Below are 22,407 nucleotides of genomic sequence, written 5' to 3'. Positions count from 1 at the left end.
CAAGTCCTGCACCAATGGGTCCGGTGGAGCACTCCACACTCGCAGTGCATGACGCCTACCAGTACTTTGTGCGGGCCGAGCTGGTGACCGGCCAGGCAATACAGCGGCCGGTCCTCCTCATAGCCGCGACAGGTGCGGTGAAGCCACGGCACGGGACCCATCGTACATACGTTCGAACCCACACCCCTGGTGGAAGTGCAATGCCCGATGTCCTGTCGGTTCAGGCGCCGCTATGACTTGACGGCATGCGACAGATCGCCGTCATGAATTTTGACTCTGCTTCGGTTTCTTTAGCTTGGAGAATCGGTTCAAGATCTCCTCGACGTACGAGATAAGGCCGCCAATCGCTTCGATAGTTACCTCGGAGCCGTCCGTCGCTCGGAACCCAAACTGCACCGTTGGCGGGGGCGGTGGCTGAAGCTCAACGGCTTCCGACCAAGGGACGAGGTTCTCTTCATCTGGGGGTACGTTCTGACCCTTCGTCATATAAACCATGCCGATCAGTCCTGGTTCTTCCAGCTTCACGACCGGACCCGGCTGCGCCATCATGATCACTCCCTGGTCTTCTTTAAGCTCGGGAGCGATGCCACCGATGGACAACGGTGCCATGGCGTACAGAACAAGGTTGTGGTGCTTATCGGTTGCGCCGACACCGCGCAGAGCTGGCAGTGCGGTGGATTGAGGACCGATTTGAACGAAGGGCTGACACCACGTCAACTTCTCGACTGCTTCATCCCAAGCGTTAGGCACGTTTGCCGCGACGACTGTTTTCCATCGCTCTTCTTCTTCGACGATCGGGAACGCGACGGCTTTGGCCTGCTTCACTGTAGGGTCACCGCCGCCAACTGTATAGATCTGGAAAGCTATGTAGTTGAGCGCATTTCGGAGATTATTAAAGATTTCCCCAGCGACGAGGGCGAGGTTTTCGCTCGGTTCCCTGTGCATAACAACGAACCACCCATACCGGGCGTACACCGGGTCGCGCTCACCGACGACTTGGATACCACCGCTCTGCGCCCAATCATTGAAGGCTTTCTGTAGCGTCCGTTCCTGCTTCTTGGCCTGCTCGAGTCCGGCAAACGCGTCTTTCAAGTTAAGCATTTCGCTTCCAAGAGTAGGAACTACGCGCGACAACCGCTATCGAATATTGACCGGGAGGTACTCGATAGCGCGACACAGAGCACCGACAAGAACCGTTGACGCGCTGAGGCGCAGTTCAAAGGAGGGTGGTGACTGCGGCCGCTCGTCACCACCACGAACCGGTCCCGATGCGCCTGCGGAACTTGTCGATGTCGCTGTAGTCGGGCTGCTTGACCTTCGGCGTTTTGATCGGCCGCGAGAACGGGTCGCGCTTAGCCATGTACTGCTTGCACCACTCCAACCATTCGACCGCCGCGGTTCGTTCGTCGTCATCGATGATGTGCTCGACCCGATCAGCCATGTCGGCGAGGTAGTGGCCCAGCCTGCCCACCAGCTCCCAATCTTTGAGGTTCGCGATCAGCTGCTCCCCCTGTGCATGTTGCACGTACGCCTGGCGGGCGAGCTCATTTTCGCGCTCGATCCGTTTCTGTTTCTCGATCTCCGCGAGGTGTTCGGCTTCGGTGCGTTCGGTGTGGATGAGCGTCCAGCGCTCGAACAGCGTCATGATGTCTGGCAGCCTCGACTCCAGCGGAATGGTCTTGGTATCCGACCACGACACCCCCGACGAGTACCGGCTGTCGGTGTTCAGCGTGATCGACAGCCGCTCGGACGGCACGGAGTCGTGGGTCGGAATCCGGTACCACGACTCCCGTTTGGCTCGTTCGAGTTCCTTGATCGTTGCCTCGTGCGGCACTTTGTCTTTCAGCTGCGCCATCCCGACCGAGCACTTGATCGGCGCGACGCCGACAATCATGCAGCCAGGTAGCTGCTCACGGTCGTGGTAGCCGTACCCGCGAGGCTCCCGTTTCGGCGACTCCTGCACGGTGTAACCGCGAGCTTCGGCCTCACGCGCCAGGGAGTGCAGCAGCCGCAGCGCTCGCTGGCGCTGCGATGGTTCGATCGAACTCAGGCGATTCTCACTACGCAGCGCCGCCACCGCGGGGTGCCAGCGCCCGATGCGTTCGGCGGCCACGACCTCGGCTGGCGGCTGTGTCTTCCACTCCGCGACCGACGACAGCCGCAGCACCTTGTGGTAGTAGTCGACGCCATCCATCAGGATCACTTGCTGGCCATCCGGCGCCATCTGCCGCCGGTTGATGATCGCGACCAGGCTGGCGTAGTTGATGTCGTCGTCGCGTGTGTTGAACTCCAAGACGCCGCCCGCCTCGATGATGTCTTGCAACAGTTTTCGCGTTGGCGTCGGTTCGTCGGGCCCGGGGCGAGTGAGCGGCCGCTGCGGCTTGCCGTGCTCTGAATGCATCAACCGCATCGTTCGGCTGTACGACCGCCGCTTGTTCGGGAAGTGGTCAGCCGGATAGTCGCCGTGCTTCAGGTAGTAGACGCCAGCCGGTTCGATCTTTGCCTGCCATCCGCCGCGTTTGGTCACCGTGACCAGCCTTCTGTTCTGCAAAGCAGCAGCAGTTGCCTTGAAGTTGAAGTCTGTCCAGCGACCCTCGGGGCAGCGGTCGCCGATCCACTGGAGCACATCGAGCTGACGGGTGTTGAGCGGAGTGTCAAGTGCCACCGGCATATTCGATCACTTGGCGAGCGGATGCGCTCGCCGCGAGAATTGTCAGACGAAACAGCCAGCCACCTACGAGAGGCGGAAATTTGGGGGTCGGGCGGCCGAGTCCACACTTCCTGTCGGTGAAATAAACCACATCAGCTTGAGGCAGGAATGGCGTCGGTTTAGACACGTTTCACGTAGTTGAGGAACGAGTCGGCATACACGGTGGTTTGCGGTGCCGTCGGACGTTCCCTGAGCGAATCCGATTGTCACAGCGCCCGCAGTAGCGCCCGTAGTGACTTTGGCGTGCAGGTAAATCTCGCCCTTGGTGCCGGTTCCCACTGCACCGAAAGTAGCCACTGTCGAGGTGTCTGTTATCGCGGCAGACGTTTGTATCGTGGCAGAGAACGACGAAGCGCTCATCCTTGACCGGCACGGCGATCTGGTCGTAGAAGTGCTCGCCCTCGCGCCGTACCGCGTCGCCGTCCATGGCGTCGGGAACCTTGAACCCCTTGCTCTTAAGCGCCTGCATCGTCTCGTGCTGCGGACTGACCACATTGAAATCGCCAAGCAGGATGTAGTTTTCGACTTGCGTCGGCGCGAACCTGCCGCCGCGGGCTTCCGTCGCCTTCTTGTCGGCTCGAACCTCGGCGTCCTGACGCTTGGCGAGGAATGCCACCAACCGTTCTATTTCCTGAATTCGATGCTTGAGATCAGCCCCGGATTCTGAACCGTAGAAAATGTGGACGGTGCACAGGCTGAATTTGAACCAGCTGGACTGGAAGGCCACGAGGAAGGCCGTCTGTCATGTATAACGGCAGGTCGCCAGCAGAGGAGCCGGCCCTGCTGGCGACCGCGTTGCGCTACTTGCGCTTGCCCCTGGCTTGCGCCAAGGCGCTACCGGCGACCGACTTCGTCTTCGACGATGTCCGGCCGTCGCGCAAGATCGCGGAGGCCTTCTTAGCGACCTTCGCGCTGGTGACCTTGCTACTGCTCGACTTCCTCGCCATCGCGCCTGCCCTCCTTCCTGTTCCTGACGAGGCTCACCGGATCTGTCGTCTCACTTCCCCGTGAGATGGCTGACCGGCCTACGCGGCCTACCGGCTCCCAGCCGAGCAGCGCCATGACCGTGGCGGCCATCGCAGGAACGCCGATGGCGCGCCAGCCACGGTGGAAACCGCAGCCCTTCAGTGTCTCCCACTCTGCCGACAATCTTGGGATCCCGGCAACCGACACGATTGAGCGCTCGCTCGACCAGTTTGTCGGTGGCTAGCTGTACGCTGAACTGCTGAAAGGAAGTGATCTCAGCAGTGCCCCGCCCCGCGCGATGGAAGTCGTCGGTCGACGCCGCCCGCGAAGAGGCGTGCCTTGCCGTCAAGCTCTACAACGACCCCTCGGAAAGGCGCTCGTTCGAGAGCTTCATCCTGCACATGCACCTTGCGTGGCTCTACCTCCTTCATGCCGAATTCCAGCGTGACGGCATCGACTACCGGTACCGACGCAAGGACAACCCCCGGCGCTTCGAGAAGGTTGACGGTGAGCCTAAGACGTGGGAGCTGGTCAAGTGCGTTCTGGAGCGCTGGCCCACTCAAACCGCCGTACGAGCCAACATCGAGTTCTTCATCGCACTGCGGAACAAAATCGAACACCGATACACCCGTTTCCAGCAAGAGCTGGCCATCGCGGTTGGCGGCAAGTCGCAAGCGCTGCTACTCAATTTTGAGGATGAGCTGACGAGCCAGTTTGGTTCAGGTTTCACGCTGGCGACGAAGCTGCGCTTTCCCGTCTTCATCGGGTCATTTACGACCGAGGGGCAACAGGCGCTCGAACGGCTGCAGGACAACTTACCGAAGGCGCTGAAGCGGTTCATCGTGCAGTGCACGCAGGGTCTGCCGACTGACCTTCGCGAGGATAACGAGTACGACATGCGGCTGCGGGCGCATCTCGAGCTGGTCACCAACCCGGCGACCGGGCTGCCGATCCGGTTTGTACGGGAAGCTGACATGACGGAGGAGCAAAGGGCGGTCCTGCGGCAAACCGGCCTGGTGCTGGTACGTGAACAGCAGCGCGATGTCAGCAACTGCGGGTGGATGAGGCCACGGCAGGTCGTTGAAGCAGTCGCCGCCCGAATTCCGTTCGTGTTCAACATGGCTCACTTCGTAGGGGCGTGGAAAATCGAGTCGGTTCGGCCACCTGTGGGTAGCACAAACCCTGAGCGGACGACGGAACAGTACTGCCGGTACGACGAGCCGCACGGCGACTACACATACAGCACGGCGTACGTTGATCACCTCGTGCGCCATCTGAGCACGGCTGATGGCTTGCGCGAACTGCTTGGAGTCACCCCGGTTCAGGTCATCGCGGAACGGGCGGCCGCGTCATGAGAACCTCTGTGATCCCCGGGCGTTGAGATGTTAAAGAGCGACCGCAACTACCCGACTGCAATCGCGGCCGGCCCCGAGCATGGCGACCGCGGACTGCGCGACGGACTGCGCTGGCTGATGTCGATGGTCGATGAGGTGGGCGGGGAGCCGTTGATCTTTGCACCCGGCCGGGCGAATGTCGATCACAACAACCTCCTCTCCGAATTCATCCGACGTACCGGAGTTCCGGTCGCGACGTGGCGAAGCCCTGCCAGAGGTTGGAATGGTGGCCCCGTCCTTGCGGTATGGCCAACGCGTGAGAAGCTGGGCGAGATCGCCGAGGATCGACGCACCCGGGCACTGTGCGTCGTCCCTTGGGTAAAGGGTGAAGTTGATGCTTGGGCGGCCGCGGCGATGCCTGAGCTACTCGGGCCGGCCGTTATGCCAGAGCACAAATCACTGGATCCTGTTGTCGTTCAAGGCTTGAAGACACTGACCCAGTCGGTCAACATGGGCAATAATCTGGCAGGCTCACTAGATCACCGCGACGCCGTCGCTGTCCTCCGCACGCTCAAAGACGGCGGCTATCGCTTGCTACCGGATGCCATCTACTCGTGGGCTATCGCGAACGGCTGGCAGACGCGTGGTGCGGAGCGGCTCCGGACACTTGCGGCCAAGTTCGAGGCGGGCACTCGCGTGAAGTTGAAGGGTGGATATCCATTCCGTTCGGACATCCTCGACATCTGGCGACGAAATGCTGAGAAGGCCTAGCGGCCACGCCTGATGAGGGATCGGAGCAAAGTGCTTGTGCGCCAAAGAGGTCAGGGATACCGATCGAGCGGATGCAACTGGGAGGCGTGGGGTGGGGGCTTACGTCAGGTGTCTAGAAGCCAGGGTCTCCAAGATTAGCTTCTCCTAACTGGGAGGTTCCGGGACCTTGTTCTTCCGCGGACGGGGTTTCAGGGGTTGTGGTGTCAGGCTCTTCGACAGCCGCGTTCAGGGCTGTACCACCGACCGCCTGCTGTTGCTTTTCGCTTCCTCTCGTTTGCGCAGAGCTTCAAGGTTGGCCTGTTGCTGTTCCAGCGCTCTTTCGACCGTGTCGTCTGTCAGGCCGTCGACCTGATCTTGCAACTCGGCATCCTGTGGTCCCGCCAATTCAAGCACCCTGATCACGCCCCATTGCCTCCTAGCCATCCGATTTCAGTTTTCTATTCAATTATTGATTATCTGAATTGAACCTTTCTGGGATGGCATTATCCCACACGGCAGCCGCAGCGTCAACCCATTAATTCTTCTTTTGAGGCGCGATAAGGCCCATGTAACGATGAACGGCTATTAGAAAGACCGACGCAATTCCGATGAAATTGACCATTGCAATCGCCAATAGCACGGACCAAAGCTTGCCCTCCATGAAGAAAAACGATCTTTCGGCGCCTAGGGCGGTATCTTCAAATTTGTTCGACGTGTTCGCCATATACAAAACAATTGAGCACACCGATACAAGGCCGCTTACAAGCATCGATATGAAGGCGGGGATTGAGCGAAAAGGACCGAGCTGGGCGGGTCCCGTGACACTTAGCCAGACTGCGAGCACGCCCGGAAATGCTAGAGTCAGAGCAACTACGTCGACATTGTTGTCGGGCTTTTCCGCGGCCTCCGCCACGAAGCCAGCTATCCACACGATGATCATCGCGGCCAAAGCGACAACTAATGCGCTTCCGACTCTGCCCGGCGGCCTTTCGCGCAAGCGTACGTAGAAACGTAAGTCCTTAATCTTCGTTTTGTTCAGTAATCTGCATCCCATAGATGATTGACTACGGCCCTTCGGGTCGGTCCATCCAACGAACGTGTTGTAATAGGCATGCTTATCGAGAATTGGTATCCACTTGTTTTGATCGTCAGAATATGCTCGCGCTTCGTGTATATACGCTCCCGTCGGCGCCGTGAACGTCATCTTGTAGGTGGATGCGGATCGGGCACGTGTGGCCTTCAGGAAAAACTGAGCTGGTGTAAGGCCTATTCGCGTACGAGCGCTTTGACGCCAACGCCTCCACCAATCACGACGTAGGCCCTCAGGTAGTCCGGTCGATTGCAATCTCTCTCGATAGCGTAGCGTGATCACCGATTCACGCGCCGTCGAATTGGTATTTGAACTTGAATTCGGTACGATGGCCAGCACTGGTCGGCGTTCTAACGCAATGGTCAACAGAGTCCACAAAAGAATGTTGTTGTCGGGCGATGATCCAGAAGCTTTATGCACGTCGCCCGTTACATCGGTATATATTCTTTGACGTCGTTTCTCTTCTTCAAGAGTAATGACTGGTGCCGCAATGAGAGCTGCGAGCTCTGTCAGGATCTTACATTCATCAAGATTAGGGTTAAACAACTTGTAGGGCTCGATTTGAGATCGGATCAGTCCATACAGAACGCCCATCGCGTGGCGGTAGTTGACTACCTCAATCGCCTTGCCATCTTTGTCGCACAGCGAGAGCTGCTCATAAGGGGATTGCTTCTCCAGCCGCGTTACTGCTACTAACAATCCGCCCTCGGGCAAAGCCTTCCATTTATTAGTCCACAAGTTGAATGTGATATCATGGCAGATCTCCTGGTTGACGATCTCTACGCGCTCATGGACCCTTCGGCGGAACGATTGCTTCACCAATTGTCGTATTAAACCGTTTGACTGCTCGGAGTTCCCGAGATTAAAGCGCTCATAGACATCTTTATAGGCGGACTCGAAATCACTCTTGGCCTCGGCGTCAGTCAATACATTGAACGTTCCAGATACCACGTCGGTGTCTGGGTTGATCGTGAAAGCGGAACCATGGTTCTTTGACCAATACAGCAGATGAGCGGCGTAGATTACCAGCGCGAGAACTAAAAGCCCAACACGGCCTGGAGCGGACAGCTGTATCGACACGCCATCGAACCAATACAAGATGCCGAAGCCAGCGCCGATAAGGGATGCCACAAAGAGTGGTGCGAGGACCGCGTAACAGACAACCACACCGATGCGTGCAATCAACTTCAAAGTGCGCAGCCCCCAGACAGAGCATCCGGTCCGATGACTTCGAAGTATCGAACCAACTTCCGTGATCGCTCCATCAGCTGCACGACGCGAAGGTGGCACCACCGCATTAGCAAATTGTGCCCGACCATGACCAATCTGTACGGGCAAATCATCGATAACCCGCGGGATGGGACTAGTCTCCGCCGGTGGGCTCCCTCGGCTTGCCGTTGAGTTAAGCCAGAAACCGACCGCTGCCCCGCCTCCAGGCGGGATGCCCAATCAGAACCGACTTAGGTTCAGGCCCTGCAGGAGAGTGACCCGCGCGCGTTCTCCGACCTCCGTTGTCCACGAGCGCCGCGACATGTCACAGATCTGGAATACTGTCATGGTGGGGCGGGCGGGGCTCGAACCCGCGACCAACGGATTATGAGTCCGCGGCTCTAACCGACTGAGCTACCGCCCCCGGCGCGTTGCGCGGCACCATCGTCCCATATCGCGATGTGCCCACCTCGCAGCGACTAATTCGCTACCAGCGAATTTTTCGCTGCAAGGTGGGCACCTACAGCACTGTCCCCGGAGCCGTCAGGCGATATCGGCGTACACCGGCTGCCCATCGCCGCCGATCGAGTATCGCTCGGTGCCCGAGGTCACCCGCGGCGCATCGGCGCCCAGCGATACCGCGATCTTGTTGCACGCATTGCGCATGACATCGAGCGTCAGCTCCAACGCCTGCTTCTCCGAGAAATTACGCCGTACCGCCGCAGCCACATCCGCCTCGATGCTCGCCGGCGACCAGATCAGCGCATCGACGTACCGCAGCGCCGCCTTCTGCGCCTCGGTCAGGCTCTCGGCGGATTCATAGTCCTCGATCTGCCCGTACATCTCCTCCGAGCCGCCCGAATCCAACGCGTCGCCGTCGCGCAACGACTTGCACAACCTGCAGTTGTGCTGGGTCGCGCCCCGCAACCGGACGATCTCCGTCGTCACCGGATCGAGCGCCCGTAACCGCGCCACCGCCGGTGCGAACCCGTTGAGCAGAGCATCGACGGGATCGGAGACCGGATCCCACTCGACCTCGCTGACATGGCCGGGTCGACCCAATCCCAGTGCTTCACAGCCCGCCCACGCCCGCGGCACGAAGTCCGCGATGAAGATCGCGACGACGGTCCGAAACGCGTTGTCGCCCAACGTCTCCAACAGCCGCTTGCGCTGGTTGTCGCCGATACCCGACACATCCGTTGCGAACTGCTCGGCGAACGCCGCCACCACCCGGTCCGCTTCGGTGGCCTCGTCGAGAAGGTCGACCTGCACCGCCAGCGGCGGCAACGACAACGACCTGCCGCACGTCAACCGGATCAGCGTGTCCCGTTGGCCGTCACCCGACGACATCGCCACCAAGCCGGCGATCCGATCGGCAAGCTCATCAGCGCCCACGCACCGATTATTGCGCCTGACTGACCGAGGACATGTGAAAGTCGGGAATCCGCAACGACGGCATCGACGCCCGCGTCGCCCAATCACCCCACTCGCGCGGCAACGTGACCTCGCCGACGCCCGCCTCCGTCGCACGGCGCAGCAGGTCCAACGGGCTTTCGTTGAACCGGAAGTTGTTGACCGCCGCCGTCACCTCGCCGTCCTCGATCAGATACACGCCGTCCCGGGTCAGTCCCGTCAACAGCAGCACCGCCGGGTCGACCGCCCGCAGGTACCACAGCGTGCTCAGCAGCAGCCCGCGCTCGGTCCCCGCGATCATGTCCGCCAGTTCCGACTCCCCACCGGTCATCAGCAGGTTGTCCGCCGGCACCGCCGGGGCCGCGTCGAACTCCGCGGCGGCCGCCCGCGAATAGGCCAACGCATTGATCGCGCCGTCGCGGATCCAGTCCACCCGGTCGATGTCCATCCCGTTGTCGAACACCGAAATCCGTTCCGACGACGTCGACGTCGCGACGAACGGCGTGCACGCCAGTCCCGAGGCGAACGGATCGGAGTACAGCGTCAACGGCAGATCCGTCAGCCGCTCCCCCACCCGCGTGCCACCGCCCGGCGCCGAGAACGCCGTGCGGCCTTCCTGCGCGCCCCGCCCGTCCATCGCCCAGGTCAAAAAGATCATCAGGTCGGCCACCGCCGACGGCGGCAGAATCGTCTCGTAGCGGCCGGCGGGCAACTCCACCGTGCGCCGGGCCCAGCCGAGGCGCATCGACAACTCGTCGAGCATGGAATCGATTGGCACATCGACGAAGTCGGCAGTGCTGACACCGACCCACGCGCTGGCGCCGTCGCGTTTGCCGTTGATCTCCACCGAACCCGTCGGCTGCGTGTACCGCCGCCGCAGCCCGCCCGAAGTCGCCACGAACGTCGTCTCCAGGATGTGCCGCGCATAGCCGTACAGCCGGTCGCTGCCGCGGAACCCACGGGCGAGGCCGTCGGCCACCGGCAGGAACACCTCCGCTCCGGTGCTCGGCACCGGCGCATCCCAATCCGGTGGTGCGTCGCCCCCGGCCAGTAACGGCGCGCTGTCGCGGGCCTCCGGCGCAGAGCGCGCCGCCTCCTGCGACGCCGCCACCAGACCGGCGATCGTCGACGGGTCGACCTCGCTGGACCGCACCGAGCCGACATGCGATGCACTGCCTTTGCGCACCACCGAGATCACCGTGGTGTAGCGCGTGGTGGACTCGCCGTTGGTGGTCATGGAGTTGCCCGCCCACCGCAACGACGCGTCGGCCCGATCGGTCACCAACACGACCGTGTCGTCGGCCCCACCCAACCGGGCCGCATCGGCTAGCGCGGTCTCCACCACCTGCTGTGCGCCGATCATGACCGTCCGCCTTCGGCCCGGGTGTTGAGCACGTTCACTCCGCGGAACAACGCCGACGGGCAGCCGTGGCTCACCGCCGCCACCTGCCCGGGTTGCGCCTTGCCACAGTTGAACGCCCCGCCGAGCCGCCACGTCGACGGTCCACCGACGGCCTCCAGCGAGCCCCAGAAGTCCGTCGTCGTCGCCTGGTATGCGACGTCGCGCACTTGGCCGTCGAGCCGGCCGTCGCGGATGCGGAAGAACCGCTGCCCGGTGAACTGGAAGTTGTAGCGCTGCATGTCGATCGACCAGCTTTTGTCGCCGACGACGTAGATCCCGTCGTCGACGCGGGCGATCAGGTTCTCGGTGCTCACCTCGTCGGCGCTCGGCTCCAGCGACACGTTGGCCATCCGCTGGATCGGCACGTGGTGCGGCGAATCGGCGTAGGCGCACCCGTTGGAGCGCTTCACCCCGAGCCGCGGTGCGAACACCCGATCCAGTTGGTATCCGACGAAGACACCGTCGCGCACCAGGTCCCACTTCTGCGCCTGCACTCCCTCGTCGTCGAATCCCACCGTCGCCAAACCGTATTCAACGGTCCGGTCGGCGGTCACGTTCATGGCCGGTGAGCCGTAGCGCATGGTGCCCAGCTTGTCGGGCGTGGCGAAGGACGTCCCCGCGTAGGCGGCCTCGTATCCGATCGCCCGGTCGTATTCGGTGGCGTGGCCGACCGATTCGTGGATCGTGAGCCACAGATTCGACGGATCGATGACGAGATCGGTCGGCCCGGCCGTGACGCTGGGCGCCTTGACCTTCTCGGCCAGCCACGCCGGCAGCATGGCCAGTTCCTCGGTCCAGTTCCACACGTCGTCGCCGGCGACGTACTCCCATCCCCGTGCCGTCGGCGGGGCCAGCGTGCGCATCGTCTCGAACGTCCCGGCCGCGGCGTCGACGGCGACCGCCTCCAGCGACGGCTGCACCCGCACCCGCTGCTGGGTGATCGTCGAGCCGAACGTATCGGCGTAGAACGTCTGCTCCTTGGCGGTGTGCAGGCCGGCCGAGACGTGGTCGACACCGTCGGCAGCCAACAGCCGCCCGGAGTATTCACCGAGCACCGCCAGCTTGTCGGACGTGCCGACGGCGAACGGGTCGATCCGATAGTCCGAAACCCAAGTGGCGTCCGAATACACGGGTTCGTGAGCCAACTCGATGCGCTCGGCGTTCAGGGCCGCCAGAGTTCGTGCCACCCCGACGGCGCGGCGCGCGGTCGCGGCGGCGACCTCCGCGCTGAGCTCGGCATGCGAGGCAAAGCCCCACGTCCCATCGACGAGCACCCGGACCGCCAGGCCGATCTCCCGGTCGACGACCGCGGTCTGCAGTTCACCGTCGTGCAACTGCACGAACTCCGACGTGATCGCGTGGATGCGAAGGTCGGCGTAGCTGGCGCCGGCGGCCAGCGCCGCCGACGTCGCCGCGTCGGCCAGCTGTGTGCGCGGCAGGTCGAGGAAGTCGGAGTCCACTGGTCGGGTAGCCCTCACGCCACCACCGTAGTGGTGCCGCCGTGGGGCCGCTTTAATGACTCGGATGGCACAACGGCGCCGCACCACCGCGACCGCGTACGCACTCCTGGCCCCCAGCCTGTTCGGAGTCGTCGCGTTCATGCTGCTGCCGATGCTCGTGGTGGCCTGGCTGTCGCTGCACCGGTGGGACCTGCTGAGCCCGATGGAGTTTGTGGGCCTGCACAATTGGCACTCGGTGCTGACCGACCCGTCCTTCGGCACCTCGCTGGTCGTCACGGTGGTGTTCGTCGTGCTGGTGGTGCCCGTGCAGACCGTCCTCGGATTGATCGCCGCCGCGCTGCTGGCCCGCGGGCTGCCCGGCAGCGGCTTCTTCCGGACCTTGTACGTGCTGCCGTGGATCTGCGCACCGCTGGCGATCGCGGTGCTGTGGCGCTGGATCCTGGCACCCACCGACGGGGCGGTCAGCGCCGTGCTCGGCCGCCAGGTCGGATGGCTCACCGATCCGACGCTCGCACTGCCGGTGGTGTCGGCGGTGGTCGTGTGGACCAACGTGGGATACGTGACGCTGTTCTTCCTGGCCGGCATCCTCAACATCCCCGAGGACGTCCACAACGCCGCCCGCACCGACGGCGCGACGGCGTGGCAGCGGTTCCGGCACATCACGCTGCCGATGTTGCGGCCGACGTTGTTCTTCGTGCTGGTGACCGGAATCATCAGCGCCGCCCAGGTTTTCGACACCGTGTACGCGTTGACCGGCGGCGGCCCGCAGAACCGGACCGACCTGGTGGCGCACCGCATCTACGCCGAGGCGTTCGGCACTGCGGCGGTGGGTCGGGCCGCGGTGATGGCGGTGGTGTTGTTCGTCCTGCTGGTCGGCGTGACCATCGTCCAGCAGCTGTATTTCCGTCGACGGATCAGCTATGACCTCACCTAGCCGGGTCACGTCGGCCGTCCTCATCTACCCCGTTCTGCTGGCGGGCGCGTTGATCACGCTGGCGCCGTTCATCCTCGGCGCGATGGCCTCGCTGCGCGATCCGCGCACATTCGATGCGGCCTCACCGCTGTCACTGCCGTCACCGCCGACGCTGCAGAATTACGCGAACCTGGCCGATGCCGGTTTCGGGCGGGCCGTCGTCGTGACCGCGTTGATGACTGCGGTGATCCTGCTCGGTCAGCTGACGTTCTCCGTGCTGGCGGCGTATGCGTTCGCACGTCTGCGGTTTCCCGGCCGCGACGCGCTGTTCTGGGTGTACGTCGCGACGCTGATGGTGCCGGCGACGGTCACCGTGGTGCCGTTGTACCTGATGATGGCCGAGGCGGGCCTGCGAAACACCTTCTGGGCGTTGGTGCTGCCGTTCATGTTCGGTTCGCCGTACGCGATCTTCCTGCTGCGCGAGTACTTTCGCGGCATCCCGGGCGACCTCATCAACGCCGCCCGCATCGACGGCGCGAACACGCTGGACGTCATCGTGCATGTGGTGTTGCCGGCGAGCAGGCCGATCCTGGTGACGTTGGCGCTGATCACGGTTGTCTCGCAGTGGAACAGCTTCATGTGGCCGCTGGTGATCACCAGCGGCAACCAGTGGCAGGTGCTGACGGTGGCGACGGCGGGTCTGCAGTCGCGTTACAACGCGCAGTGGCCGCTGGTGATGGCGGCGACGACGGTGGCGATCGTGCCGCTGCTGGTGTTGTTCGTCGCGCTGGGACGCCACATCGTGCGCTCGATCGTGGTGACGGGGCTGAAATGAGTGTGCGGCCGAGGTTTTCCACGTTGTTCGCTGCGGGTGTGGCGCTGACGGGTGTGCTGCTGCTGGTGGCGGCGATGCTGCTCGGGCAACCGGACCACGCGGGCGGGCGCACCGTGGTGACCGTGCGACTGTGGGACGAGCAGGTGGCCGCGGCCTACCGCGAGTCGTTCGCCGAGTTCGAGCGCGCGCACACCGGCATCGAGGTGCGCGTGAACGTCGTCGCCTACTCGACGTACTTCGACAGCCTGCGCACCGATGTCGCGGGCGGTGGCGCCGACGACATCTTCTGGATCAGCAACGCCTACTTCGCCGAATACGCCGACAGCGGCCGCCTGATGGACATCGATCCCACGATGGGCGCGCGGGCGTGGGAACCATCGGTCGTCGACCAGTTCACCCGCGACGGAACGCAGTACGGGGTACCGCAACTGACCGACGGCGGCATCGGGCTGTACTACAACGCCGACCTGCTTTCCGCGGCGGGTATCGACCCGGGCGAGTTGACCACGCTGCGCTGGTCCCCGGATCCCGCCGTCGACACACTGCGTCCACTGTTGGCCCGCCTCACCCTCGACCACGAGGGCCGCACCGCCGATGCCGCGGGTTTCGACGCGCAGCGGATCCGGCAGTGGGGCTACAACGCCGCCAACGATCTGCAGAACATCTACCTCAACTACATCGGTTCGGCGGGCGGGGTCTTCGCCGTCGGCGACCGGTTCGCGTTCGACAACCCGCAGGCCGACCAGGCGTTCAGTTATCTGGTGGGGCTGATCAACACCGAGCACGTCGCCCCGCCCGCGTCGGCGACCAACGACAACGGCGATTTCTCCCGCAACCAGTTCCTGCAGGGCAGGATGGCGCTGTTTCAGTCCGGAACGTACAACCTGGCGGCGATCGCCGATGCCGCCCCGTTCCGCTGGGGAGTCGCGCTGCTGCCCGAAGGCCCAGTCGGTCGCGTCAGCGTGACGAACGGGATTGCCGCCGCCGGCAATTCGGCCACCGCGCATCCGGAGGCGGTGCGCGAGGTGTTGGCGTGGATGGGCGGTGCCCGCGGCAACGCGTATCTCGGTGCCGGTGGCGCGGCGATTCCCGCGGTGCTCGACGCGCAGCGGGTCTACCACGAGTACTGGCGTTCCCGCGGCGTCGACGTCAGCCCGTTCTTCGATGTGCTCGACGGCGTTCGCATCGAGGCCCCCGGCGGCGCCGGCTTCGCCGCGGGGTTCGACGCGCTCAAGCCCTATTTCGACGAGATGTTCCTCGGCCGACGCGACGTGGCGACAACGCTGCACAAGGCTCAGGAGGCCGCGAACGCCGCCGCGCAGCGGTAGCGATCACCGAGTGACGGCGCTGGTTCCCGCCACCGTCAACTCCAGCGCCAACGCCGTCCCGCACACTGCGGCGACGATGAGGAACGCCCACCAGTCAATGGCTTTGGGTCCCGACGGTGCGGCAGAGATCTGCCCGGCACCGCCGCGTGCGGTGATCGCATCGCCCATCTCGTCGGCGCGGCGCAGCGCGACGGTGATGGCCGCGGCCAACAGATCGATCGCTTCGAGCCACCAGCGACGCCACCGTCCGCGGCGGCGTGTGTGCACCTGCTTCGGGCGCAGATTGCGTGCGGCGTAGAGCACGCGGAACTCGTCGATCAGCATCGGGAACGCGCGCAGCGCCAACGCCAGTGCCACCGCCCATTCGTCGACCGGTATCCGGAACACCCGAAGCGGCCTGCCCAGTTTCGCGACCGCAGGCGCGATTTCGGCGACGTTCGTCGTCCATGAGACCATCGCCCCCAGACCGAGCAGCACGATCGACAGCGCGGTGATGCGCAGGAAATTCAGCAGGCCGCCAAGCCCGACGTCGATCGAACCCATCGAGATGATCGGGCTGCCGCCGGCGAAGGTGGCCGTCAATCCGCCGAGGAACAGCAGGAACCACAGCCAGCCGGGTATCGACGGGAGCACGCCGCGCGAGATGTTGGCCAGCCGAGCCGAGATGAGCACCAGAAGCGCGACCGCGCCGATCGGCACCCAGCCCGGGTAGAACGTCATCAATACGCCGATGGCCGCGACCAGCAGAAGCTTCGTACCCGCCCAAAGTTGGTGGATAACGCTGTTGCCGGGCACGGGCCGCAGCAGCACGACACCCCTGCGCTGTCGACGCTTCGTCGGCGCCGTCATGACAGTCCCCCCGCCGTCGTCGGTGCGGGCACCAGCACGCCACCTGCCAGATGCAAAGTGCGCGGGCACAATTCCTCCAGCCCGGCGAAGTCGTGCGAGATCACGACGACGGTCAGCCCGGCGCGGCGGCGAAGGTCGACCAGCAGCCGTAGCAGGCCCCGCTGACTCGCCGCGTCCAGGCCGGCCAGCGGCTCGTCGAGGATGAGGGCCCGTGGCGAGCGGGCGAGCAGTCCGGCGAGGACGACGCGACGCATCTGTCCCCCGCTGAGCTGGTCGATGCGCCGCTGCGCCAGCGTGGAATCCAGGCCGACGGTCGAGAGCGCCTCGGTGACCCGCGCGCGATCACGCGGCGAGAACCCGGCGGCCGACGCGATCTCGAGATCGACCCGGCTGCGCATCAGCTGCAGCCGCGCCGCTTGGAACGAAATGGCCGCGGCACCAACCTGATCCGACGCCGGCTTCCCGTCGAGCAGGCATTGGCCTGCGGTGGGTTCCGTCAGACCCGCCATGATCCAGGCCAGCGTGGACTTGCCCGACCCGTTGAGGCCGTGGATCAACAGGCCGTCGCCCTCGTGAACCGTGAAGGTGATGTCGCGCAGTGCCGTCGCGGCCCACGGTGTGCCGCTGCCGTATTCGTGGCTGACGTCCACCAGTTCCAGCACGGGAGCGGCATCGGCGCCCGGAGCGACCGTCCCGGCTGGGGCGTCGGCCGATTCCACCATGTCGGTGTTGTCGGTGGCGCCGCCGTTACCGGACAGGTCGACGGTGCGGTCGGCGGCGTCGGCCTCGTCGTTGTAGTGGGTGATGTGGACCAGCGACATCTGGTGGCGCCGCGTCAACCCGGACAGCACCGACATCAGTCCTTCCCGGCCCTGCTGGTCGACCATGCTGGTGACCTCGTCGGCGATCAACAGCGACGGCTCGCGCGCCAGCGCCGCCGCGACGGCAAGGCGCTGCAGTTCGCCGCCCGACAGCCCGCCGGTGTTGCGTTCGGCCAGCCCGTCGAGACCCACTTCGGCGAGCAACTGACCGACGTCGGTGGCCTTGCCGGGTGGCAGCCCCCAGACCACGTCGTCGGCGACGCGGGTGCCGAGCACCTGACTCTCCGGGTGCTGCATGACGACCGCCGTGCCGCCGATGCGGCCCAGTCCGACAGCGCCCGGCCGTTCGATGACCCCGGCCGTCGGCTCGCGCCCGGCCAGCATCAGCATCAGCGTCGTCTTGCCCGAGCCGTTGGCGCCCGTCACCGCGAGGTGCTCACCCGGTTCCACGCTCAGCGACACCGGTCCCAGCGCGTCGTGGTCGGCGCTCGGATACCGGAACCGGACGTCGCGCAGCCGGGCCGGGACCGGGGCGATCGCGCCGACGTCTCTGGAGGACTCCAGTTTGTGGACATCGGGGATGCCGGCCAGCCGCTCCATCACCCGCGACAGGGCCCACCATCCGACGAGGCTGACGAAGGTGATCGACATCACCCCGGCGCCGAAGAACAACAGCGGCCAGTAGTCGAGCGCCGTCGCGAAGTCGCGCTTGAGTCGCTCGGCCGCACCCTCCATATCGGGGATGCGGGCGATCACCGCGGCCAGGCCGTTGATGTTGGCGGTGACGGACTCGAAGATCAGGTGACGCAGCCGCGACAGGATCGACAGCGCCGCCACCACCGCCGTGCCGAACACCGCCCCGGCGATCAGCGCGGCGAACAGCACGGTCGGGGTGCCGCGTCCGCGGCGTTTGACGATGCCGGTCAGCCCGCCGATGTATGCGCAGTTGACGACGGTCATGAACCCGCCCATGCCCGCGATCAGGAACGCGATGATGCCGCCGGCGACGGTCGCGGTGAGCAGCACCCGCAGCCGGTAGCGGTAGGCCAGCAGCCCCATCGGCACCGTGCCCAGCAGAGAGAGCCCCGCCGCGAACGGGACGACCACGGAGATGATCGCGGTGGCCGCGCAGAGCGCCGCCATGACGGAGGCCTGCGCGAGTTCGACGGGACGCAAACGACCGGTACGGCGAGTCAGGCCCCCGGTCGCGGTCATTGCACGATTCTGCCAGTCGCGACCGGGCCGGCCACACGGCGCTGTGATCGGTTGGGCCGGAACTGGCGCTTGGAACACATAATGTTGTCGGCATGACCCAGACGCTCGGAGCCGATCTGCTGTCCGTGGTCGCCCGGATCAACCGACTGGCCACCCAGCGGACCCGCCTGCCCCTCGGCTATGCCCAGGCGCGGCTGCTGTCCACGATCGAGGATCAGGGCGAGGCCCGCATCTCCGATCTGGCCGCGCTCGATCACTGCTCACAGCCGACGATGACGACCCAGGTCCGCCGCCTCGAGGAGGCCGGCATGGTGTCGCGGACCGTCGACCCCGAGGACGCACGGGCGGTGCTGATCCGCATCACGCCCAAGGGAGTGGACACGCTCCGTCAGGTGCGGGTGGACCGCGGCGCGGCGATCGATCCGTACCTGGAGCGGCTCGACGGCGCCGACCGGGAGACGCTCAGCCAAGCGGTGCGCGTGTTGCGACGGCTGCTCGACGAGGCGTCGGCCTCCAAAGCGGTCAGCTGACTCCCGCGGGTTGCTCCCTCTGCACCCGCGGGAAGCGGAGCATTCGCCGGGCGTTCTCTTCCACGATCAGCGCGCACTCTTCGTCGGGCACTCCGGCCAACACCTCCGCGGCACGCTTGCGCGAGTTCGGCCAATTGGAATCCGAGTGCGGGAAGTCGATTTCCAGCGTGATGCGGTCCACGCCGATGGTGTACCGGTTCTCCAGGCCGTGCTCGTCGTCGATGAAGCAGCCGTAGAAGTGCGAACGGAACAGATCCGAAGGGCGCGTGTCGAAATCGATCGGCTGGTAGTACCGATGCCGCTCCCACACGTAGTCGGCGCGCTCCAGAATGTAGGGCACCCAACCGATACCGCCCTCGGACAACGAGAACTGCAGATCCGGGAACTTCTGCAGCTTGCCGGAGAACAACAGGTCGACGGTGGTCCACATCAGGTTGGTCGAGAACAGCGTGATCGCCACCGCGAACGGCGCGTCCGGCAAGGCCGGGGTCGGCGAGTTGGCCAGCGCTGAGTAGGAGAAGCCCGGGACGAACGAGCCGGAGCCGAAGTGCAGCGACACCGGCATTCTCGCGTCGGAGCAGACCTGCCACAGCCCGTCCCAATGGTCGGAGTGGAACGAGGGCAGACCCATCGGCACGGGGCTGTCGGGGAACGACACGGTGCGCGCGCCCTTGGCGGCGACGCGTTCGGCCTCGGCGACGGTTTCGTCGATGTCCCACACCGGCAGGATCGCCAGCGGGATGTAGCGTTCCGGCGCGGTCGCGCACCACTCGTCGATGTAGAAGTCATTCCACGCCTTGACGCACAGCAGCGCGAGTTCCTTGTCCTGTCCGCGGAAGAACGTGCTGCCGCCGAAGCCGGGGAACGACGGGAAGCACAGCGCGGCCTGCACGCCGTCGAGGTCCATGTCGGCGATGCGCGCCACCGGGTCGTAGCAGCCCGGGATCATGTCCTCGTAGCGGACGGGATCCATCCCCCACTCCTCGGGCGGCTTGCCCGCTACGGCGTTGAGGCCGATGGTCGGCAGGATCTGCCCGTCGTAACTCCACAGGTGCCTGCCCTCGATTTCCACGATGCGCGGGCCGTTCTCGTGGAATCTCGCCGGCAGCCGGTCCTGCCAGACGCGCGGATGTTCGATCAGGTGGTCGTCGACGGAGACGATCTGATGGTTGTCCTGCAATGGCATGGTGGGCCTCCTGAGCTGTCGGTAACGTGGGCTGCATGAAAGATGCGGAATCGTCGAAGAGTTCGGACACGACGCGCGGGCGGATCGACGAGGACGACCACGATCTGCTGACGTTCGGCGAGGTCGGTGAACGGCTACGCATCGAAATCGCCTCCGCCCGAGCGGCTGTCGAGAAGGCGGAGGCCAGCGGCGACACCTCCGCCCTCGAGCAGGCCCGCGCTCGCCTGGCCGCGCTGGAGTCGGCCGCCAAGCGCAACAGCGCGGGACGCATCAACGACGCCAACTTCGAGAAGTTCTTCGGATACTCGGGCACCGCGAAACGCAATCTGTCCGAGTAGCCGTTCGTCGCGCGCACCGCCGTCGCCGCTCTCATGGCCGCGGCGGGCAGGGCGGATTCGGGCCCACTCCGCACATTCCGTGATGGATGTAGCTGGGCACCTCGGTGGCGGGTGGTTGCACCTCGGCGTGCTGGTTGACCAGGTTGAAGCCCAGATTGAACACCAGCATGATCAGGTTGAACACTGCCGCCAGAGCCAGGATGCGCACTGCGGTGACGGTTCGCCTGTTCTTGAGCTGATCGATGCCGATGTCGGAGATCATCCGGCCGTTGCGGTCCCGCAGACAGTAGATGGCGATGGACGAGACGCTGACCAGCCCGCCGAAAACGATGCCTTCGTACAGCGGGAACTGGTACATGGTGCCACCGAAGATCGACCAGGTGTCGTCCACCCGCAGGTATGTCCACAGTCCGATGCGGTGGAAGTACTGTTCCAACACGATGTCGAGCACGATGAACAGCACCAGCATCGCCGCGAGCACGCCGGCGGTGTTGATGCGCGGGTACACCTTTCGCATACGGGCGATCACCTGATCGATGCCCATGATGGCCAGCGGCGTCAACAGGATGTAGCTGGCGAGGAAGTAGATGATCGGCTGCGGGTTCTCCGCGCCCTTGTGCACCCACCCGGGGATGAACTCACCCCACGTGCCCATGTTGAAGAAGCCCGCGTTGTACCCGAACACCGGCCTGACGGCGTTCACACCCGGGTCCTGCCACGCCGCGAGTAGCCAGGCCACCACGAAGATGCCGACCGGCGGAAGTTGCTTGTCCCGCCGCGTCTTCCGGATCATCCAGATCAGGAAGATCACCCCGCCGATCATGCATCCGATCTCCCAGAACCGGATCCAGGCGATGCTCGACGTGGGGATGGGGTCGGGTCCGGTCGGCGCGGGTGCGAACTCGTCCGAGAAGATCCAGCGCCCGTAGACGTAGAGCTGGAACACCACGAACAGCGCACCCAGCCGGGCCAGCCAGACGATCGGGGGCGAATCCCGGTAGGTCTTCGGCGTCTCGGGGAGGAACTCGGGGGCTTCGGCGTGCTGATGGGCGGTCATGTGACTGCTCCTGTCCTCGTGAAGGCCTCGACGACCTTTGTGCCGTACTGTTTGCGCCGCCGCGGACTGACGAGAAAGCCCGGTGGGGAATGGAATCCGAGATCGGGAAGGGCGCTGCGGGCGGCGAGCATCTCCCGCGCCTGCGCGGTGTCGCCGCACGCCGCCATCGCCCACAGCATCTCGTCGGTGACGTGCCTGCCGATCGCGCGAGGGTCTTTACCGGCGAAGTCCGCCCGGATCGCGGCCACCTGGTCCTGCCAGCCGTGCAGCGCGACCAACGAGTCGTAGGTCTTGACGGTCAGATAGAACGCGATTTGCAGCTTGGCGTCGTCGATCGCGCGTTGGGGATCGTCGTCGTCGATGGCGGTGATCACCCAACCCCAACGCAACAGGCCGGTCGGGTCGCGACCGGCGCGTCGCGCGCCCAGCGCCAGGTTCGGCTCGACCACCTCGGCCCACCAGCGGTCGGTGAACAATCCGTGCCCGAGCACCCCGTCCGCCACGCCGCCGACGACGCGCAGCATGTGAACATTGAACGCGCCCAGCAGGATCGGCACGTCGATGGGTCCCAGCACCGGCGCCTGGATGCGGGTGTCGATGTGGTAGAAGTCGCCGTCGAAGGCGATCCGCTCACCGTTTTCCGCCTCCAGGAACGCGCGGATGCAGCGCACCAGCTCCGTCATCCGCGGCGCCGGATGCGAGGAGTCCACCCCGAACCAGTCGCGGTTCATCCTTCCCGTTCCCGCGCCCAGCCCGAGGAACACCCGGCCGGGTGCGAACTTGTTGAGATGCCTGGCGGCCGCGGCGTGGACGAACGGCGACCGCGCGAACGCGTACGCGATCCCCGGCCCGATGCGCGCCGTGCTGGTCTGGTGTGCCATCTCCGAGGCCGTGACGTAGGCGCCGGTGTCGGCGAACTCGCCCGCGCAGAACGCCGCTGCTCCAGCGGATTCGGCCTGTCTCGCAAGATCACCGCCCGGCCACGGCATCGCCCACTGCAT

The 22,407-nt window shown here is 64.7% G+C and carries 21 protein-coding genes and 1 tRNA gene; 9 read left to right on the top strand and 13 right to left on the bottom strand.

What is annotated here, in order from left to right; all coding sequences use genetic code 11:
* Positions 1–261: 261 nt before the first annotated feature.
* Together AU072_RS13575 and AU072_RS13570 are read right to left on the bottom strand one after the other, a co-directional pair.
* The gene (locus AU072_RS13575; protein WP_064414247.1) at positions 262–1,101 is read right to left on the bottom strand and encodes a hypothetical protein; all 840 of its coding nucleotides are present in this window, start codon (positions 1,099–1,101) and stop codon (positions 262–264) included.
* A 145-nt stretch (positions 1,102–1,246) separates the two neighbouring features.
* The gene (locus tag AU072_RS13570) at positions 1,247–2,671 is read right to left on the bottom strand and encodes a hypothetical protein (protein ID WP_235630307.1); all 1,425 of its coding nucleotides are present in this window, start codon (positions 2,669–2,671) and stop codon (positions 1,247–1,249) included.
* A 373-nt stretch (positions 2,672–3,044) separates the two neighbouring features.
* Here AU072_RS13570 and AU072_RS13565 point away from each other — a divergent pair, with 373 nt between their 5' ends.
* The 4 genes from AU072_RS13565 to AU072_RS13545 all read left to right on the top strand — a co-directional run bounded on the left by AU072_RS13565 (position 3,045) and on the right by AU072_RS13545 (position 5,781).
* The gene (locus AU072_RS13565; protein WP_133147287.1) at positions 3,045–3,377 is read left to right on the top strand and encodes a hypothetical protein; all 333 of its coding nucleotides are present in this window, start codon (positions 3,045–3,047) and stop codon (positions 3,375–3,377) included.
* A gap of 77 nt (positions 3,378–3,454) precedes the next feature.
* Positions 3,455–3,721 (top strand): hypothetical protein, encoded by a 267-nt coding sequence (locus tag AU072_RS28315; RefSeq protein WP_064414245.1) that lies wholly within the window; start codon positions 3,455–3,457, stop codon positions 3,719–3,721.
* Positions 3,722–3,945: 224 nt separating this feature from the next.
* Positions 3,946–5,031 carry a DUF3644 domain-containing protein gene (locus AU072_RS13550; RefSeq protein ID WP_064416725.1) on the top strand — a complete coding sequence of 362 codons (1,086 nt, stop codon included), beginning with the start codon at positions 3,946–3,948 and terminating at the stop codon, positions 5,029–5,031.
* 27 nt (positions 5,032–5,058) lie between these two features.
* Positions 5,059–5,781 carry a DUF1889 family protein gene (locus AU072_RS13545; RefSeq protein WP_064414242.1) on the top strand — a complete coding sequence of 241 codons (723 nt, stop codon included), beginning with the start codon at positions 5,059–5,061 and terminating at the stop codon, positions 5,779–5,781.
* A gap of 225 nt (positions 5,782–6,006) precedes the next feature.
* On the opposite strand, the gene AU072_RS28310 is transcribed toward AU072_RS13545, so the two are convergent.
* The 6 genes from AU072_RS28310 to AU072_RS13510 form a co-directional block, all read right to left on the bottom strand.
* The gene (locus AU072_RS28310) at positions 6,007–6,183 is read right to left on the bottom strand and encodes a hypothetical protein (protein WP_165595611.1); all 177 of its coding nucleotides are present in this window, start codon (positions 6,181–6,183) and stop codon (positions 6,007–6,009) included.
* Between the two features lie 112 nt (positions 6,184–6,295).
* On the bottom strand, positions 6,296–8,143 hold the full coding sequence (locus AU072_RS28170; RefSeq protein ID WP_133147286.1) for a hypothetical protein: 1,848 nt from the start codon (positions 8,141–8,143) through the stop codon (positions 6,296–6,298).
* Positions 8,144–8,406: 263 nt separating this feature from the next.
* A tRNA-Ile gene (locus tag AU072_RS13525) sits at positions 8,407–8,483 on the bottom strand.
* A gap of 119 nt (positions 8,484–8,602) precedes the next feature.
* Entirely contained in the window at positions 8,603–9,409 is an 807-nt protein-coding gene (locus AU072_RS13520; protein ID WP_064414267.1) for a carboxymuconolactone decarboxylase family protein, read from the bottom strand.
* Between the two features lie 52 nt (positions 9,410–9,461).
* A complete protein-coding gene (locus tag AU072_RS13515; RefSeq protein WP_064414238.1) occupies positions 9,462–10,835 on the bottom strand; it encodes a metallopeptidase TldD-related protein in 1,374 nt (457 codons plus the stop codon).
* Positions 10,832–12,352, bottom strand: a complete 1,521-nt coding sequence (locus tag AU072_RS13510; protein WP_064414237.1) for a TldD/PmbA family protein — start codon at positions 12,350–12,352, stop codon at positions 10,832–10,834. The genes AU072_RS13515 and AU072_RS13510 overlap by 4 nt, the downstream gene beginning before the upstream one ends.
* A gap of 46 nt (positions 12,353–12,398) precedes the next feature.
* Between AU072_RS13510 and AU072_RS13505 the strand changes: the two genes are divergently transcribed.
* Genes AU072_RS13505 through AU072_RS13495 form a run of 3 tightly spaced genes read left to right on the top strand, consistent with a single transcriptional unit; the run spans position 12,399 to position 15,410 of the window.
* Entirely contained in the window at positions 12,399–13,268 is an 870-nt protein-coding gene (locus tag AU072_RS13505) for a carbohydrate ABC transporter permease (protein ID WP_082680864.1), read from the top strand.
* Positions 13,255–14,082, top strand: coding sequence for a carbohydrate ABC transporter permease (locus AU072_RS13500; RefSeq protein WP_064414235.1), 828 nt, complete (start codon positions 13,255–13,257; stop codon positions 14,080–14,082). Before AU072_RS13505 ends, AU072_RS13500 begins: the two co-directional genes overlap by 14 nt.
* Positions 14,079–15,410, top strand: a complete 1,332-nt coding sequence (locus tag AU072_RS13495) for an ABC transporter substrate-binding protein (protein ID WP_064414234.1) — start codon at positions 14,079–14,081, stop codon at positions 15,408–15,410. Before AU072_RS13500 ends, AU072_RS13495 begins: the two co-directional genes overlap by 4 nt.
* A gap of 3 nt (positions 15,411–15,413) precedes the next feature.
* On the opposite strand, the gene AU072_RS13490 is transcribed toward AU072_RS13495, so the two are convergent.
* Complete coding sequence (locus AU072_RS13490; protein WP_064414233.1) at positions 15,414–16,259, bottom strand: CbiQ family ECF transporter T component; 846 nt, start codon at positions 16,257–16,259, stop codon at positions 15,414–15,416.
* Positions 16,256–18,295 (bottom strand): ABC transporter ATP-binding protein, encoded by a 2,040-nt coding sequence (locus AU072_RS13485; RefSeq protein WP_064414232.1) that lies wholly within the window; start codon positions 18,293–18,295, stop codon positions 16,256–16,258. The genes AU072_RS13490 and AU072_RS13485 overlap by 4 nt, the downstream gene beginning before the upstream one ends.
* 92 nt (positions 18,296–18,387) lie before the next feature.
* Between AU072_RS13485 and AU072_RS13480 the strand changes: the two genes are divergently transcribed.
* Positions 18,388–18,825: a MarR family winged helix-turn-helix transcriptional regulator gene (locus AU072_RS13480; RefSeq protein WP_064414231.1), complete on the top strand. Its 438-nt coding sequence runs from the start codon at positions 18,388–18,390 to the stop codon at positions 18,823–18,825.
* On the opposite strand, the gene AU072_RS13475 is transcribed toward AU072_RS13480, so the two are convergent.
* A complete protein-coding gene (locus AU072_RS13475) occupies positions 18,818–20,011 on the bottom strand; it encodes an amidohydrolase family protein (protein WP_064414230.1) in 1,194 nt (397 codons plus the stop codon). The genes AU072_RS13480 and AU072_RS13475 overlap by 8 nt on opposite strands.
* Before the next feature lie 35 nt (positions 20,012–20,046).
* Between AU072_RS13475 and AU072_RS13470 the strand changes: the two genes are divergently transcribed.
* Complete coding sequence (locus AU072_RS13470) at positions 20,047–20,349, top strand: hypothetical protein (RefSeq protein ID WP_064414229.1); 303 nt, start codon at positions 20,047–20,049, stop codon at positions 20,347–20,349.
* Positions 20,350–20,380: 31 nt separating this feature from the next.
* On the opposite strand, the gene AU072_RS13465 is transcribed toward AU072_RS13470, so the two are convergent.
* Positions 20,381–21,406 (bottom strand): spirocyclase AveC family protein, encoded by a 1,026-nt coding sequence (locus AU072_RS13465; protein WP_082680865.1) that lies wholly within the window; start codon positions 21,404–21,406, stop codon positions 20,381–20,383.
* A complete protein-coding gene (locus tag AU072_RS13460) occupies positions 21,403–22,407 on the bottom strand; it encodes an LLM class flavin-dependent oxidoreductase (protein WP_064414265.1) in 1,005 nt (334 codons plus the stop codon). Before AU072_RS13460 ends, AU072_RS13465 begins: the two co-directional genes overlap by 4 nt.

Source organism: Mycolicibacterium novocastrense (assembly GCF_001499835.1).
Lineage (GTDB): Bacteria > Actinomycetota > Actinomycetes > Mycobacteriales > Mycobacteriaceae > Mycobacterium > Mycobacterium novocastrense.
This window is presented reverse-complemented; position numbering and strand designations above follow the sequence as displayed.

Bases quoted from the DNA above. Each gene is read 5' to 3' on its own strand.
- AU072_RS13515 (WP_064414238.1), bottom strand. From the start codon at position 10,835: ATGATCGGCGCACAGCAGGTGGTGGAGACCGCGCTAGCCGATGCGGCC.
- AU072_RS13485 (WP_064414232.1), bottom strand. From the start codon at position 18,295: ATGACCGCGACCGGGGGCCTGACTCGCCGTACCGGTCGTTTGCGTCCC.
- AU072_RS13460 (WP_064414265.1), bottom strand. From the start codon at position 22,407: ATGCAGTGGGCGATGCCGTGGCCGGGCGGTGATCTTGCGAGACAGGCC.
- AU072_RS13575 (WP_064414247.1), bottom strand. From the start codon at position 1,101: ATGCTTAACTTGAAAGACGCGTTTGCCGGACTCGAGCAGGCCAAGAAG.
- AU072_RS13545 (WP_064414242.1), top strand. From the start codon at position 5,059: ATGTTAAAGAGCGACCGCAACTACCCGACTGCAATCGCGGCCGGCCCC.
- AU072_RS13495 (WP_064414234.1), top strand. From the start codon at position 14,079: ATGAGTGTGCGGCCGAGGTTTTCCACGTTGTTCGCTGCGGGTGTGGCG.
- AU072_RS13500 (WP_064414235.1), top strand. From the start codon at position 13,255: ATGACCTCACCTAGCCGGGTCACGTCGGCCGTCCTCATCTACCCCGTT.
- AU072_RS13505 (WP_082680864.1), top strand. From the start codon at position 12,399: ATGGCACAACGGCGCCGCACCACCGCGACCGCGTACGCACTCCTGGCC.
- AU072_RS28315 (WP_064414245.1), top strand. From the start codon at position 3,455: ATGTATAACGGCAGGTCGCCAGCAGAGGAGCCGGCCCTGCTGGCGACC.
- AU072_RS13570 (WP_235630307.1), bottom strand. From the start codon at position 2,671: ATGCCGGTGGCACTTGACACTCCGCTCAACACCCGTCAGCTCGATGTG.
- AU072_RS13480 (WP_064414231.1), top strand. From the start codon at position 18,388: ATGACCCAGACGCTCGGAGCCGATCTGCTGTCCGTGGTCGCCCGGATC.
- AU072_RS13470 (WP_064414229.1), top strand. From the start codon at position 20,047: ATGAAAGATGCGGAATCGTCGAAGAGTTCGGACACGACGCGCGGGCGG.
- AU072_RS13490 (WP_064414233.1), bottom strand. From the start codon at position 16,259: ATGACGGCGCCGACGAAGCGTCGACAGCGCAGGGGTGTCGTGCTGCTG.
- AU072_RS13475 (WP_064414230.1), bottom strand. From the start codon at position 20,011: ATGCCATTGCAGGACAACCATCAGATCGTCTCCGTCGACGACCACCTG.
- AU072_RS13520 (WP_064414267.1), bottom strand. From the start codon at position 9,409: ATGTCGTCGGGTGACGGCCAACGGGACACGCTGATCCGGTTGACGTGC.
- AU072_RS13465 (WP_082680865.1), bottom strand. From the start codon at position 21,406: ATGACCGCCCATCAGCACGCCGAAGCCCCCGAGTTCCTCCCCGAGACG.